This window comes from Acetobacterium sp. K1/6, from assembly GCF_034438075.1.
Classification (GTDB): domain Bacteria; phylum Bacillota; class Clostridia; order Eubacteriales; family Eubacteriaceae; genus Acetobacterium; species Acetobacterium carbinolicum.
In genome coordinates this window covers 35,088-49,672 of the sequence record NZ_JAXQGA010000007.1, presented here as the reverse complement: position 1 = coordinate 49,672, position 14,585 = coordinate 35,088, and the positions used below count along the sequence as shown (strand labels likewise).

Below are 14,585 nucleotides of genomic sequence, written 5' to 3'. Positions count from 1 at the left end.
TCTCCTAATCGTCTTTTTACTCAATCAACATCGCGTCACCAAAGCTAAAAAAGCGATACTTCCAATCAATGGCACTTTGGTAGGCTTTCATAATGGCTTCCCGGTTATAAAAGGCCGACACCAGCATCAATAGGGTGGATTCTGGTAGATGGAAGTTCGTAATCAACACATCCACCACCTCCCACTGATAGCCGGGGTAAATAAAAATATCCGTCACTCCGGTATAGGCAGTTACCTCGCCGTCATGCAGCTTGGCGTTACTTTCCAGGGTTCGCACTGAGGTGGTGCCGACGGCGATAACCCGACCACCTCTTTCCCTGGTTCGCTTAATGGCCTTGGCGGTTTCTTCCGGTACCTCGTAATATTCTTCATGCATATGATGTTCTTCAATCACATCACATTTTACTGGACGAAAGGTACCAATCCCCACATGGAGAGTCACCTCGGCAATTTCCACTCCCATCGCTTCAATTTTCTGAAGCAGATCCGGTGTGAAATGGAGCCCGGCAGTGGGCGCTGCTGATGAGCCGTCATGTTTGGCATAGACAGTCTGATAGCGGTTATTGTCCTTTAGGGTTTCGTGAATATACGGCGGAACCGGCATCAGGCCGATCTCATCGATAATTTCCTCAAAAACGCCCAAATATTCAAAACTGATAATCCGCAGTCCACCCTGGGTGGTTCCGGTAATCTCACCCTTAAGCTCCGGACTAAACACAATCCGAGCACCAACCCGAGCCCGCTTTCCCGGTTTGACCATGATTTCCCAGTCTTTTTGAGACAGATGTCGCAACAGCAGGATTTCCACCTTGCCCCCGGTATCTTCGCGGGTACCAAACAGCCGACCTGGCAACACCTTGGTGTTATTCATCACCAGTAAATCCCCGGGCCTTAAATAATTCGTCACTTCAAAGAAGTTCTGATCGGCAATGGTGTTTTTTTCTCTATTAATCACCATTAACCGGGAATTGTCTCTTTTTTCCAAAGGACTCTGGGCGATCAGTTCATCCGGGAGATCATAATAAAAGTCAGTTTTATCCATCTATTTCTTCCTCGTTGTCATAAAAATTTATTTTTAATTGCTGCGGATTAAGGGCCTCATTCATTAATTCCGCTAACCCCAAATGGGCATAACCACGACTGGTGATCACCCGCCCCCGGGGTGTTTTCGAAAGAAATCCCAATTGAATCAGATAGGGTTCATAGACCTCTTCAATGGTATTTTTCTCTTCACCAATGGCGGCGGCCAGGGTGTCGATCCCCACCGGTCCGCCATCAAACTTTTCGACAATGGTCCGGAGCATGATCCGATCAATCTCGTCCAGACCGACTGCATCGACTTCAAAAAGTTCCAGCGCTTCGCGGGTAATCTTAAGATCAATGACGCCGCGGCCTTCAATTTCGCAATAATCGCGAACCCGTTTTAACAGCCGATTGGCAATTCGCGGCGTCCCGCGGGAACGGATGGCCAGCTCAACGGCTCCTTCATCATCCATTTCAATTCCGATAATGCCGGATGAACGGCGGATAATCGTAGCCAGCTCCTCAGGATTATACAGTTCCAATCGCTGGATCACTCCAAAGCGATCCCGTAGCGGTGAGGTCAGCAGTCCTACCCGGGTGGTGGCGCCAATTAAGGTAAAGGGCGGTAGCTCCAGCCGGATCGAGCGGGCGCCCGGACCTTTGCCGATGATGATATCCAGGGCATAATCTTCCATAGCCGGGTATAAAACCTCTTCGACCGCGCGTTGCAGCCGATGGATCTCATCAATAAAGAGGATATCTCCTTCTTTTAAGCTCGTCAGAATGGCGGCCAGATCGCCGGCCTTTTCAATCGCCGGACCAGAGGTGGTTTTTATCCCCACCCCCATTTCCCGGGCAATAATGTTAGCCAGGGTTGTTTTCCCCAGCCCCGGCGGACCGTATAATAGTACATGATCCAGGCTTTCACTTCGTTTTTGGGCGGCTTTTATAAAGATCCCCATCTGCTTCTTAACCTTTTCCTGACCAATGTACTCATCCAGACCCTGCGGTCTTAAATTCTTCTCTATTTCAACATCCAATTCCGTAAAATCGGAAGTGATAATTCGTTCCTTCATGGATTATCGTCCTTTCAATGGATTGGCCGAACGGAGCGCACCAGTAATCAGTTCTTCAATACTGCTTGCGGGGGTAAATGCCCGGGATACCATCTCAGAAGCTTCCGATAAACTATAGCCCAAACCCACCAGTCCGTTAACAGCCTGGGCGACATTATCGTCTTTTCCCCGTAAGTCAACGACCTTAAGGTCACCCACCGTTACATCCTTATAGCGATCTTTAAGCTCCAGAATAATCCGGCTGGCGGTTTTAATCCCGATTCCCGGTGCCTTGGCAATGCTCTTTGGATCATCACTAACGATATGTCCAATCAGTTCGTTTCGGCTAAACTGAGACAAGAGTCCCATCGCCGCTTTAGGTCCAATTCCAGAAATCCCGATCATGGTTCTAAAAATTTCCCGTTCATCGGTGGTCGCAAAACCATAAAGCGACACCTCGTCTTCTTTAATCACCTGATGAAGATGCAGCTTTACCTCAGAATGCAGATTAGGCAGCTCATTTAGTGTATTGGTGGATACCTTTACCTTGTATCCCATGCGGTTTAGATCAATGACCACATAATCCATGGCTTGCTCTTCCAGGCTCCCGATCATATATTCGTACATAAAGCCCTCCTTCAAAATTTAAACATGCTTTACCTATTGTACCAAAACGAAAAAATATTTCAACACAAAAAAAGCACCCTTAGGTGCTATCCCAATGTGTCGTACTCCATTTTTGACGCCCTAGCGAAAGCTAAGTGGGTGTCTTGTCTCTAATTTCTGTTTTCCACTGAATATCCAAGATAAACGAGGCTTAACATCTGCTAGCGAACAATCAGACTCCCTGAGTATTGATGTAGGTTCAAAAATAAAGTTAAAACGAACACTTTGGGATAATCTAATTATACACGGTTTACTCCAGAAATCAAAGGATAAATTTTTGTTGGCCATCAGCAGACAAATTCATCGTTTTCAACTCGCCTGAGTTTATAGCAGAATATCCAGTGCCGAGCGGATATTATCGACCGGGAGAACTTCCATTCCGGCTACTTTTAAACCCTTTTGGTTCCCTTTAGGAATAATACAGCGTTTAAAGCCTAATTTTTTTCCTTCGATGAGCCGTTTTTCAATATGCTGAATGTTTCGCACCTCACCGGTTAATCCGACCTCACCCAGGATCATCAAATCGCCAGGGATTTGAAAATCCCGGAGGCTGGAATAAAGCACCGCGATCACCCCAAGATCCAAAGCGGGTTCATCCACCTTGATGCCACCCACCACATTGATATAAGCATCCACCGACTGCATCTGAATCCCCAGTCGTTTTTCCATAATCGCCATTAATAGCACCATCCGGTTATAATCCATGCCGGTTGCCATCCGCCGGGGATTCCCAAAACCGGTGGCCGAAACCAGACCTTGAAGCTCAATTAGTAGTGGTCGGGTACCCTCGATACAGGGCACGACCACCGAACCGCAGGTATTTTTGGGGCGGCTGTCGAGCATCATTTCCGATGGATTAGCCACCGACTCCAGACCATTTTCGGTCATTTCGAAAATGCCGATCTCATTGGTGGAACCAAAACGGTTTTTAACCCCCCGCAGCACCCGATAGGCGTGATATTTTTCGCCCTCAAAATAGAGCACCGTATCGACCATATGCTCTAAAACGCGCGGTCCGGCAATGGCACCATCTTTGGTGACATGGCCGACCAGCACCATCGAGATATTGTCTTTTTTGGCCAATTGCATTAAAGCACCGGTGTTTTCCCGGATCTGGCTGACACTTCCCGGAGCTGAGGTGATATCCGGGCTGTACATGGTTTGAATCGAGTCGATGATCACAATATCCGGCCGTTCTTCCAGAATAATGGTAAGCAGATAAGGGATATTAATCTCTGATAAAAAGGAAATGTTTTCGGATTTAACATGCATCCGTTCGCCCCGCATTTTTAATTGCTGTTCCGACTCTTCCCCGGAAATATAGAGAATTTTATAGCCCTGATTACCGAGCGCCTCGGTAGTCTGCAGCAACAGCGTTGACTTCCCGATCCCCGGGTCGCCGCCGAGCAGAATCATCCCTCCCGGCACAATCCCACCGCCTAAAACCCGGTCAAATTCTTCATTGCGAGTGGGATACCGGGTATCTCCGGTAAAGGTAATCTCAGCCAGTGATTTCGGGCGGGAATAAACGCCCCGCTCCCGGGTATTTTCCTTGCTCCCCATTTTGGCAAGATCCAGTTCCTCTACCATGGTATTCCACTGATCGCACTCGGGGCATTTCCCCATCCATTTGGGTGAATCATAACCACAGTTCTGACAGACAAAAATACTTTTTTTCTTGGCCATGTTTCCCCCTTATTTTTCTACTCGATCCATTTATAAATCAGGTAACCCATCAAACCACCAATTAAATTCAAGATAATATCATCAATATCCGCCCGACGGCTGGCCAGAAATAAATACTGGATCAGCTCGATGGTACAGGTGGTGCCTAATATTACCATAAATGCATGAAAGAAATTAACCTTGATTTTTCTTGATAAAGGATATAACAAACCCAAAGGCATAAACAAAATAATGTTTCCCGCCAGATTTTTAAAAGAATCAGTAAAGGTGTATAACACAATTTCAGTTGGATCGGTTGGTTGAGTCGCCAGAAATTCCCAATTAATAAAGCCATTCACCACAATATCATAAAAAAAGTTATCAATGGTGGTAAGCGGCACTAAATTAAAAGTCGTTTCATAGGTAATATTCGTTGCGTCGGGTAATAGGGTCAGGATAAATAAAAATCCCAGATAAGCCAGTAAAAGCAGCTTAAATAGAAATGTAACCCGCTTGTTTTTGCTCATATATTCGTCCTTCCTAAGTTGATTAGCTTTGATAAAGCCTTGCCATTATAACGAATAAACCTTTAAAGAACCACAGAGTTTTGTTTTTTTCTCCGTTAATGACTAGATATCCAGTTTTAAATCCCCATCTTTAATCCAGCCTCTGGCATGGAGAACGCGGTAAAACAGATAGGTCAATAGACCCGGAAGAATAAATTGAAGCAAGGCAATCCCGGCAACAATATTAAACGTCGAATCTCCAGCTTCCGTCATCGCCATGACCGTCCCAATTTGCCCCACAAAACCACAGGTACCCATTCCTGACGCAATCGGCGTATTCTTCATCTGAAAAACAGTGGTAGCAAAGGGTCCCAAAATAGCAGATGCCAGAGTGGGAGGAATCCAGATCTTCCAGTTCTTGATGATATTGGGCATTTGGATCATCGAGGTTCCAATCCCCTGAGCAGCCAGACCGCCGACACCATTATCCCGATAACTCTGTATCGCGAAACCGACCATCTGACAACAGCAGCCAACCGTAGCCGCCCCCCCGGCAAGACCTGAAAGTCCCAGCATAATACATAGGGCCGCACTGGAAATCGGCAGGGTTAGCACAATCCCGACGATAACAGCGATAACAGCACCCATAATAATCGGTTGCTGCACCGTTGCCCACATAATCACTTCTCCTAAACCAACCATCAATGCCCCGATTGGTGGGCCAACAACCATCGCAGTCAGAGATCCCATCATCATCGTCACAAAGGGGGTAACTAATATATCTACCTTCGTCTCGCCAGAAACAGCCTTCCCAAATTCTGCGCCCACCGCCGCGGCAAAAAAAGCACCGGCCGGCCCACCCAGGGTATTTCCCAGAGCACCCGCCACGGTAATGGAAAAAAGCACCAAAGGCGGTGCCTTTAAACTATAAGCAACTGCAACCGCAATCGCCGGGCCGGTCATCGCCATGGCTACCGGCCAAAGCGTTTCACTTAAAAAAGGAATATGAAATAAAATCCCAATCTGATTGAGGATACTCCCCATCAGCAGGGTTCCAAATAACCCAAAAGCCATGTATTTCAGGGCTTCCATTAAATAGCGCTGAACCGAGAACTGGATATCCTTCTGCTGTAAAAAATCCTTAAACCCCGAGTACTTTTTTTCTTTCTCCATAACAACCCACTCCTTGCTTCCTTTTAAATTTGATCATCTAGAATGTTCTCTATATTAAAGTGCTCGGGCCATTTACCCAATCACAGACACAAGAAAAAATACCGAAAGAAAGCCTCCGATATTTTTATTCTCTGTCTTAAATTAAGATACATTATTGTATCCGCATTAATTTAAAACTCAGTATTAATTTTTTACTATGGTAATTATAACCAACTTTATGGACTTTGTAAAGGGTTTCGATCGTTAGTTATTTATCTAACGATGAATCTGCTGCCAAAGCTTCAACTTTATCACAACAAAAGCTTTAGCATTTTTGTTTTTTCATGACAGGGCCACGTCAACAAACGCCTGTTCACCGCGGATAATCCTGGCGGTACCGTTGGTTTTATCCTCAACCCAGGCTAAAAATCCGTTTGTCTCGGCCACCGGGATCTCAAAGGATAGGGTTACCTTTTCACCAAAATCTTCATTCACCGGAATCACGTCCCGCTCTAATAAACCGCTACTCACGCCCCCATAACTGGTATAACTGAGCACCACCTGCAATCGGTCAGAAAACTGTTTTTTAACCACGCGGCAATGATTAAGAACATCGCTGGCACCACCGCCATAGGCCCGGATCAGACCGCCGGTGCCCAGCTTGATGCCGCCAAAATAGCGAATTACCACCACCAGCACATCTTTTAACTCCCGGTGATCAATGACCTCCAGAATCGGTTTGCCGGCAGTGCCGGAAGGTTCGCCATCATCGCTGGCTTTTTGGCGCCGGGGATTGGTATTGAGCACATAGGCCCAGCAGACATGGGTGGCCTTATAATGCTTTTTACGGATTTCGGCCAGAATCGCTTCTGCTTCCTCCTCCGCTTCAATATGAAAAACCAAATTGATAAAGCGGGACTTCTTGATTTCAAGTTCGGTTTCATCCGGGATTAGAACGGTATTATAATCATCCACCTTTATACCTCTGTTACCTGATACTTCAAAAAAAGATGAATCGGAAAATCATCAGTCATTACAATGGTGACCAGATTGCCCTCTGCCTGGTAATCAATTTCCTGAACCACCTTCATTTCATGCAATTGCGCCAGCGCTTTGTTGTCATCATAGGGAATCAATAGCTTTATTTCTCTTTTTTCCCCAACGAGTACCCGACTCACTGCTTCAAATAAAATATCGACTCCGAGCTTTTCTTTAGCAGAAATATAGAGGGTCAGCTCATCGACGGCTTCCTGATTTTTAAGCAAAAAGGCTTCCCGGTCCGCCTCGGTCAATTTATCGATTTTGTTATAGACCATCATCACTTTTTTGTTGCCCGCACCGATATCCATAAGAACCTGATTAACCACGGTGATTTGGGCCTCATAATTATGATTGGAAACATCCACCACATGAAGCAGCAAATCCGCTGTCTCCACTTCCATCAGGGTGGTCTTAAAGGCCTTAATTAAATCATGAGGCAGCTTATCGATAAAGCCAACGGTATCCGAGACCAGATAATCCCCCTGTTCCGGATCGACCTTTCTAAGGGTCGAATCGAGGGTGATAAAGAGACCATCTTTGGTCACCACCTCACTTTGAGTCAGGTGATTAAACAAGGTGCTTTTGCCGGAGTTGGTATAGCCGATTAAACCAACCGTTTTAATTTTATTTTTTCCGCGCTGAACGGCATTGAGCTGATTGCTTTTATTGATCCGTTCAATTCGGGCTTCCAGTTCTTCTAACTGTTTGCGAATATGACGCCGATCGGTTTCTAATTTCTTTTCACCGGGGCCGCGGGTACCGATGCCGCCGCCGGTTCGGGACATGACAATCCCCAATCCTTTTAGATGGCTCATCCGATATTTCTGCTGGGCCAATTCCACCTGCAGCTTGCCTTCTTTGGTTTTGGCATGACGGGCAAAAATATCCAGAATAATGGTGGTTCGATCAACCGTTTTGGTCCCGGTGGCCGCTTCGATGTTGGCTATCTGACGGGAATTTAGTTCGTCATTGGCGACAATCAGATTGATGTCGTTATTCTGAATCACCTTGATCAGTTCCGAAAGCTTGCCCTTGCCCACATAAAAGGTGGTGTCAATCTGGCTTCTGGCCTGACAAACCTGCTCAAGCACGGTTCCCCCGGCGGTTTTTACCAGTTGCTGCAATTCTTCCATCGAGTCAACCAGCTCCACCCCTTTGTTTCCAGGTAGGTCCAAACCAATAAGTAGTGCTCGTTCTTCTTCATCTTCGGAATCAAACTTATTGTCGGGATCGTCTTTGATAAACCGGTCTGCCAATAGAATGTAATGCTCCAACGGAAATTTATTGAGTTCCTTCAGGGTTTTAAACAATGCCTGACCGTATCCCATCGTCGCTTCTTCCACCACCGGTACGCCGATGCTAAAGCTTACTGGTATTTTTTCATCCACCCCAATGGCAATAATGCACTGGAGATTCTGTTTTTTTGCTGCTGAAAAATCCTCGTCAGACAGTCGCGGATTGCCACCGGGATGGGTGTGAATCACCCGGTATTTATTGAGCGCCTTAACGTGATATAACATTTCGGCATTACCGATATTGACCGTCGCTGCATCCCCGATATTCACCCACTGAACCCGGTTTTTGTCATTGGTGCAGATCAGCACTTCTCGCTTCGTTGCCAGGGTCAACCGTTTCATGATTTCTAACACATATTCATCCAAAAGAACCTGGTTTTCCATTTCATAACCAACCAGGTCATCCAACTCTTTTATATAGCTTTGGCGAATGCCACTTTTATTATTATCTGCCATTATTTTTTCCTTTTATCTTAATAAAATGATTTGTAAAATAATTTGTAAAATGATTACTACCATGATTTGTAAAGTGCTCACTAGAATACCTTATTATAACACAAAAACCAGGCAAAATGATTGCCTGGTTCAGACTGTCAAGAAAAGATAACCCAGTACCGACAATTGTTACATCATGTTGTACGCATCGGAGCGGACACGGCAAAGCCTGTCCGATTCCGCGGCGAACAACAGATTAACAATTGGTCGGTACGGTAGTTTAAGTATCCCCCTAGAGTGTGACAACTTCGGATTCGGCCACGGCGGTGGCCATCATCTCTACCATCATTTCCGCAATCTTTTCTTCGGAACGTAGCATCTCCGAAACCTTTGGTTTGGTTTCTGGATGCTTGGGGACGAAAATGGTACAGCAATCTTCGTAGGGTAGGATCGAGGTTTCAAAAGTGCCGATTGTTTCGGCAATCTTGACAATTTCAGTTTTATCAAAACCAATCAGCGGTCTAAAAACTGGCATTTCGGCCACCGCATTGGTAGCCGCCAACCCTTCCATCGTCTGGCTGGCAACCTGACCCAGGCTTTCCCCGGTAATCATCGCCTTGGCCCCTTCGTTATTGGCAATCATCTCAGCAATCCGCATCATATAGCGACGCATAATAATGGTCGTCTGCCGATCCGGACACATTTCCACAATCTTGGTTTGGATCTCGGTAAAGGGTACGACAAAGAGTTTGATTTTGCCGCAATACTGACTCATGATCTTAGCCAGATCGATAACCTTTTCCTTGGTCCGGTCACTGGTGAAGGGGAAGCTGTGGAAATAGACGCCAATGACTTCGACCCCCCGCTTAGCCATCAGATAACCGGCCACCGGACTATCGATGCCGCCGGATAATAAAAGTGCCCCTTTGCCGCTGCAGCCGACCGGCAAACCGCCGTTGCAAGCAATAAACTGATGATACATATAGGTCTGTTCGCGAACTTCCACCCACAGATTGAGATCCGGATTGTGGATATCCACCGTGACAGCCGGGACGTTATCCAGTACTACTTCACCCAGCCGACAGCATAGATCCGGCGATTTAATCGGGAAGGTCTTATCGCCCCGTTTGGCGGTGATCTTAAAGGTTTTGATATCCTCAGCGGATCGCACCTGTTCAATGGCCTTTTCTTCAATCACCGCAATATCACTGTCAATAACAATGGCCGGACTGATGGACACAATGCCGAATACTTTTTGCACCCGCTCCATGGCCCGATTCAGGTCTTCATCACTGACATTAACGATCAAGCGCCCCTGTATTTTTTTTACCTTCGCCGATGGTACACTGCGCAGGGTATTCCGGATATTTTTTGCCAGTAATTCGATAAAAAAATTACGGTTCAACCCTTTCAGGGCTATCTCCCCGTATCGAACCAATATAACATGTTCCATTATTTTTTTGCTCCTGTCATCTATTTTTGTTTGGTTTAACCAAAAGTCTCAAGCTATTTACGGCTTGGGCAATGGCGGCCACTGCGGTCTCCACATCATCTTTGGTGATATCTTTTGAAAAGCTGACGCGAATGGTTCCTTCTTTGTATTCTTCGGCCAGCCCGATCGCTTTGAGGACATACTGTTTCTCCTTTTTATGAGACGAACAGGCTGACCCGGTGGACACAAAAATCCCCTTGGCTTCAAGGCTGTGCAGTAGCACCTCACCCCGCACCCGGTTAAAGGAAACATTCAGTACATAGGGACTGCCGTTGGGATCGCCATTTATTTTGATATCATCGATTTTTGCCTCTAATTCATTGATAAAAGCGGTACGCAGACTACGGATTGCTGCGAACTCGTCACTAAACGAATCTTTCCGCAAGCGGATGGCTTCACCAAAACCAACAATCCCCGGGACATTTTCCGTTCCCGAGCGCATGTTATTTTCCTGACCGCCCCCCCGCAGCAGCGGTTTAATGTCAGTCCCTTTTTTAATATAAACGGCGCCCACACCTTTGGGCCCGAAAATCTTATGGCTGGACAGGGTTACGGCATCGAGCAGACTGGCCTGCACATCGATGGGAATTTTCATAAAACCCTGAACAAAATCAGCATGAAAAACGCATTTGGAATTAACCGCCTTAACGATTTTGCCAATCGCCTTCAAATCCTGAATCGTTCCCAGCTCGTTGTTCACGGCCATAATGCTGACCAGAATGGTATCCTCATTCATAGCCGCTTCCAGCTCATCCAAACGAATATGTCCCTGGGTGTCCACCCCTAAAACAATTACTTCAATCTGGTGATTTTCATAGAAGGTAAACACATCCAGCACCGAGGGGTGTTCAATCGCCGAGGTGATAATCCGCATCCGGTTACGTTTTTTATTTTCCACCACCCCCTGAATAATCAGATTATTACCTTCGGTTCCACCGGAGGTAAAATAGATTTCCGGGGGTTGACAGTTCAGATTTTTGGCGATTAATTCCCGGACTTCTTTAATCGCTTGTTCTGCCCGGATCCCCAGGCGATGGAGGGATGAAGGATTCCCGTAGTTGTTCACCAGGGCATCCTTCATTTTTTCAGCAACCTGGGGATGAACCCTGGTGGTTGCTGCGTTATCTAAGTAAATTTCTTTCATTATTTTGTTCCTTCTCTCATCGGGCCGCTTTATCACTTTGGATCAGCATTCCTCATCCAGAAAAACGCGACTCCCGACAGCCAAACGCTGTCCCTGATATTTCCCCTGATAGGGGTTTAAGGCCATATCATCCATTTGGGCAAAAACCAGCTGGCAGATTCGCCGGCCTCTCTCCAGTTTAATTGGCAGGCGATTGGCATTGTAAAGTTCCAGGGTGATCTCTCCTTCAAAGCCCGGATCCACCCAGCCGGCATTCTGAATAAATAATCCCATCCGACCGATGGAGCTGCGGCCTTCAACAAAGGCGGTCAGATTGCAGGGCAGCTTGATATATTCCATGGTGGTTGCCAAAAGGAAGGAGTTGGATGGAATAATGATCTCATCCGCTTCCATCGAAATATACTTAATTTCATCCGTCAGTGTCATTGTTTCAAAATTATTTTCATCCAGCTTTAAAAAACTGCTGCCCAGGCGAATATCCACCGAGGCTGGTTGTACCTGGCCCTGTTCCAGTGGCTCGATGACCAACTCACCACTTTCCAGATATTTATAAATGGTCTTATCCGATAAAATCATGTTTCCTCCAAAATTTCCAAATTCAGTTTATCCGTAAATTTTCCCATTCATTGTATTATGGGCGATGTAAATTTTCAAGATTATTTTTACCTGTCGACTCTACCCCGCTGGGCTTCATCATTGGGCACACTTTACTTTCTGTAATTGTGCCGCCTGTTTTATAAACTAACGATCGTTACCCCGGAGCCACCTTCATTCATCGCCCCCAGACGGAAATCTTCGATTAAGGGGTTTCCTTTTAAGTATTCATGAATGATCTCCCGGAGTCTGCCGGTGCCCTTGCCGTGGACAATCACAATCTGCTTGTTGCCTGAAAGCATCGCGTCACCAATCATCTTATCAACCAGATACAGCGATTCTTCACCATTTTTCCCGCGCAGATCGAGCTTGGTATCCATCACATGACGTTCCACCTTTTTATAGGTCACCTTTTTCTCTTCCGGCTTGGCCAGCGCCGTTGAAATGCTCAGGTCACTGACGTCAACCTTGAGCTTGATCATCTCGGCTTGAACCATGGCTTTGTTTTCGTTGGGCAGCAGGTTTAAGACCTCGCCTTCCCGGCGCAGACTGTTAATGTAAACCTTCATCCCGACGCTGAGGTCGTCCATTTCCAGAGCCGCCCCCTGATAATCTTTCGGTCGGCTGCCAAACTGATAGAGATTCTTCTCTTTTTCTTTGATCCGCTTGCGAATCGCTTCCAATTCTTTATTGTCTTTAACCGCAGTGGTGGTGTTTTCCTGAATGGTCCTGATTTCGCGGTAGATTTCCTCCGTTTCGGCCCGGGTTTTCTTGACAATTTCCATCGCTTCTTCCTGAGCTTTCTGGAGTAGCGCTTTTTGTTCGTCCGCAAACTTCTGCTTTTCCTGATCCATTTGCCCTTTCAGGGCTTCAGTTTCCTGCTTCAGGCGAATAATGGCATCATGTTCCGCTTCGGTACGGCGACGCTTTTCATCAATTTTTATCAGGGTTTCTTCAAAACGGATGGCTTCGTTTTTGATCAGGTCGCGGGCATTTTCAATGACCTCATCACCAAGCCCCAATCGCATCGCGATTTCAAAGGCATTGGATTTCCCCGGCACCCCAATTAACAGGCGATAGGTCGGTCTCAGCGTTTTGACATCAAATTCAACACTGGCATTGACCACCCCCGGAGTGACCAGGGCATACTCCTTCAGCTCACTGTAATGGGTGGTGGATACACTGGTTACCTTGCGCAGATGCAGGGCATTAAGAATCGAAATGGCCAGAGCGGCCCCTTCGGTGGGGTCTGTTCCGGCGCCCAGCTCGTCGAACAAGACCAGTGAGTTATGATCCGCCTTATTCATAATCTCAACGATATTGGTCATATGAGAAGAAAAGGTACTGAGGCTTTGCTCAATGCTTTGTTCATCCCCGATATCCGCAAAGATATCGGCAAAAATCCGGGTTTTACTGCCTTCCCGAACCGGGACAAACAGCCCGGACTGCACCATCAGGTTCAACAGGCCGATGGTTTTTAAGGAGACCGTTTTCCCGCCGGTATTGGGTCCGGTGATGACCATGGTGTCAATGCCTGCTTCAAAATTAATATCCGAGGCGACGACCTGATCTTCGGGAATCAGCGGATGCTTGGCCCGTAACAGCTCAATTGCGCCAGTTTCAGTGACACTGGTGCGGACACCATTGATGGTCAGGCCGTACTTGCCTTTGCCAAACTGAAAATCGAGATCCACCAGCACATCATAATTGCAGATAATTTCATCCCGCTGATTCGCCACCTTTTCGGTGAGATCTTTGAGAATCCTGACGATTTCCTGTTCTTCTTCGGTGACCAGAATTTTGATGTCATTGTTCAGTTCCACCACCGCCATCGGTTCAATAAAGAGGGTGGCGCCACTGGCCGACTTATCCAGCACGATCCCGGGCACCTGGCTGCGGTATTCCTGCTTGACGGGAATAACATAGCGATTGTTCCGGATCGTCACGATTTTTTCCTGGAGGATTTTTTCATAAGCGGTTGAACTGATCATATGGCTCAGTTTTTCAGTGATCCGTTTGTACTTAAACTGCATCTCCCGCCGAATCCGGGACAGTTCCCGGGAGGCATTGTCGGCCATTTCTTCCGGTCCCAGTATTTTGCGGCTGATTTCTTTTTCCAGTTCTTCACAGGTTTCCAGTGAGGTGAACAGATCCTTTAATAATACCAGGGTGTCCATCTGCGTATCACTGTGGTAATAATTATCCATATCCCGGGCGATCCGCAGCAGGGTGGCAATCGACAACAGTTCTTTCATCGACAGCATCGAGCCAATCGCAGCCCGCTTGACGTAATCACTGGTATTCGGCACATCTGCCAGAGGCGGGCGGCCGTTACGGAGGATCATCCCCAGACTTTCATTGGTTAAATCAAGACCCCGATTGACTGCCGTCAGACTTTCCAGTGGCAATAGATTTTTGGCCTGATCCTTCCCACCCTGGGTGACGCAATGCTCACCCAGACTTTTTAATATTTTATGATATTCCAAGACCTTCAAACTTCTTTGATCCATGTATTTA

12 protein-coding genes and 1 other RNA gene are annotated in these 14,585 nt (G+C 46.7%); all 13 read right to left on the bottom strand.

The window, feature by feature from the left end; genetic code table 11:
- Positions 1-16: 16 nt before the first annotated feature.
- Positions 17-1,042: a tRNA preQ1(34) S-adenosylmethionine ribosyltransferase-isomerase QueA gene (queA, locus tag U2P91_RS07915; protein ID WP_322519406.1), complete on the bottom strand. Its 1,026-nt coding sequence runs from the start codon at positions 1,040-1,042 to the stop codon at positions 17-19.
- On the bottom strand, positions 1,035-2,099 hold the full coding sequence (gene ruvB / locus U2P91_RS07910; protein ID WP_111889404.1) for a Holliday junction branch migration DNA helicase RuvB: 1,065 nt from the start codon (positions 2,097-2,099) through the stop codon (positions 1,035-1,037). The genes queA and ruvB overlap by 8 nt, the downstream gene beginning before the upstream one ends.
- Before the next feature lie 3 nt (positions 2,100-2,102).
- Positions 2,103-2,705 (bottom strand): Holliday junction branch migration protein RuvA, encoded by a 603-nt coding sequence (gene ruvA / locus U2P91_RS07905; protein WP_111889403.1) that lies wholly within the window; start codon positions 2,703-2,705, stop codon positions 2,103-2,105.
- A gap of 84 nt (positions 2,706-2,789) precedes the next feature.
- A non-coding RNA gene (ssrS, locus tag U2P91_RS07900) (6S RNA) lies at positions 2,790-2,979 on the bottom strand.
- 89 nt (positions 2,980-3,068) lie between these two features.
- Entirely contained in the window at positions 3,069-4,430 is a 1,362-nt protein-coding gene (gene radA, locus U2P91_RS07895; RefSeq protein WP_322519405.1) for a DNA repair protein RadA, read from the bottom strand.
- Positions 4,431-4,447: 17 nt separating this feature from the next.
- A complete protein-coding gene (locus U2P91_RS07890; RefSeq protein ID WP_322519404.1) occupies positions 4,448-4,936 on the bottom strand; it encodes a VanZ family protein in 489 nt (162 codons plus the stop codon).
- A gap of 102 nt (positions 4,937-5,038) precedes the next feature.
- Positions 5,039-6,088 carry a PTS transporter subunit IIC gene (locus tag U2P91_RS07885; protein ID WP_111889400.1) on the bottom strand — a complete coding sequence of 350 codons (1,050 nt, stop codon included), beginning with the start codon at positions 6,086-6,088 and terminating at the stop codon, positions 5,039-5,041.
- Positions 6,089-6,409: 321 nt separating this feature from the next.
- On the bottom strand, positions 6,410-7,042 hold the full coding sequence (locus U2P91_RS07880) for a YigZ family protein (protein ID WP_322519403.1): 633 nt from the start codon (positions 7,040-7,042) through the stop codon (positions 6,410-6,412).
- Between the two features lie 2 nt (positions 7,043-7,044).
- Positions 7,045-8,859 (bottom strand): GTPase HflX, encoded by a 1,815-nt coding sequence (gene hflX / locus U2P91_RS07875; protein WP_322519402.1) that lies wholly within the window; start codon positions 8,857-8,859, stop codon positions 7,045-7,047.
- A gap of 271 nt (positions 8,860-9,130) precedes the next feature.
- On the bottom strand, positions 9,131-10,291 hold the full coding sequence (gene thiI / locus U2P91_RS07870) for a tRNA uracil 4-sulfurtransferase ThiI (RefSeq protein WP_322519401.1): 1,161 nt from the start codon (positions 10,289-10,291) through the stop codon (positions 9,131-9,133).
- A 16-nt stretch (positions 10,292-10,307) separates the two neighbouring features.
- Positions 10,308-11,474 carry a cysteine desulfurase family protein gene (locus U2P91_RS07865; protein WP_322519400.1) on the bottom strand — a complete coding sequence of 389 codons (1,167 nt, stop codon included), beginning with the start codon at positions 11,472-11,474 and terminating at the stop codon, positions 10,308-10,310.
- A gap of 42 nt (positions 11,475-11,516) precedes the next feature.
- Positions 11,517-12,050 carry a dCTP deaminase gene (dcd, locus tag U2P91_RS07860; RefSeq protein WP_322519399.1) on the bottom strand — a complete coding sequence of 178 codons (534 nt, stop codon included), beginning with the start codon at positions 12,048-12,050 and terminating at the stop codon, positions 11,517-11,519.
- A 158-nt stretch (positions 12,051-12,208) separates the two neighbouring features.
- Positions 12,209-14,578: an endonuclease MutS2 gene (locus tag U2P91_RS07855; protein WP_322519398.1), complete on the bottom strand. Its 2,370-nt coding sequence runs from the start codon at positions 14,576-14,578 to the stop codon at positions 12,209-12,211.
- Positions 14,579-14,585 lie beyond the last annotated feature (7 nt).

What these genes read in the sequence shown, in the direction of transcription:
- queA (WP_322519406.1), bottom strand. Translation starts at nt 1,042, where the DNA reads ATGGATAAAACTGACTTTTATTATGATCTCCCGGATGAACTGATCGCC.
- U2P91_RS07865 (WP_322519400.1), bottom strand. Translation starts at nt 11,474, where the DNA reads ATGAAAGAAATTTACTTAGATAACGCAGCAACCACCAGGGTTCATCCC.
- radA (WP_322519405.1), bottom strand. Translation starts at nt 4,430, where the DNA reads ATGGCCAAGAAAAAAAGTATTTTTGTCTGTCAGAACTGTGGTTATGAT.
- ruvB (WP_111889404.1), bottom strand. Translation starts at nt 2,099, where the DNA reads ATGAAGGAACGAATTATCACTTCCGATTTTACGGAATTGGATGTTGAA.
- thiI (WP_322519401.1), bottom strand. Translation starts at nt 10,291, where the DNA reads ATGGAACATGTTATATTGGTTCGATACGGGGAGATAGCCCTGAAAGGG.
- dcd (WP_322519399.1), bottom strand. Translation starts at nt 12,050, where the DNA reads ATGATTTTATCGGATAAGACCATTTATAAATATCTGGAAAGTGGTGAG.
- ruvA (WP_111889403.1), bottom strand. Translation starts at nt 2,705, where the DNA reads ATGTACGAATATATGATCGGGAGCCTGGAAGAGCAAGCCATGGATTAT.
- U2P91_RS07855 (WP_322519398.1), bottom strand. Translation starts at nt 14,578, where the DNA reads ATGGATCAAAGAAGTTTGAAGGTCTTGGAATATCATAAAATATTAAAA.
- U2P91_RS07885 (WP_111889400.1), bottom strand. Translation starts at nt 6,088, where the DNA reads ATGGAGAAAGAAAAAAAGTACTCGGGGTTTAAGGATTTTTTACAGCAG.
- hflX (WP_322519402.1), bottom strand. Translation starts at nt 8,859, where the DNA reads ATGGCAGATAATAATAAAAGTGGCATTCGCCAAAGCTATATAAAAGAG.
- U2P91_RS07890 (WP_322519404.1), bottom strand. Translation starts at nt 4,936, where the DNA reads ATGAGCAAAAACAAGCGGGTTACATTTCTATTTAAGCTGCTTTTACTG.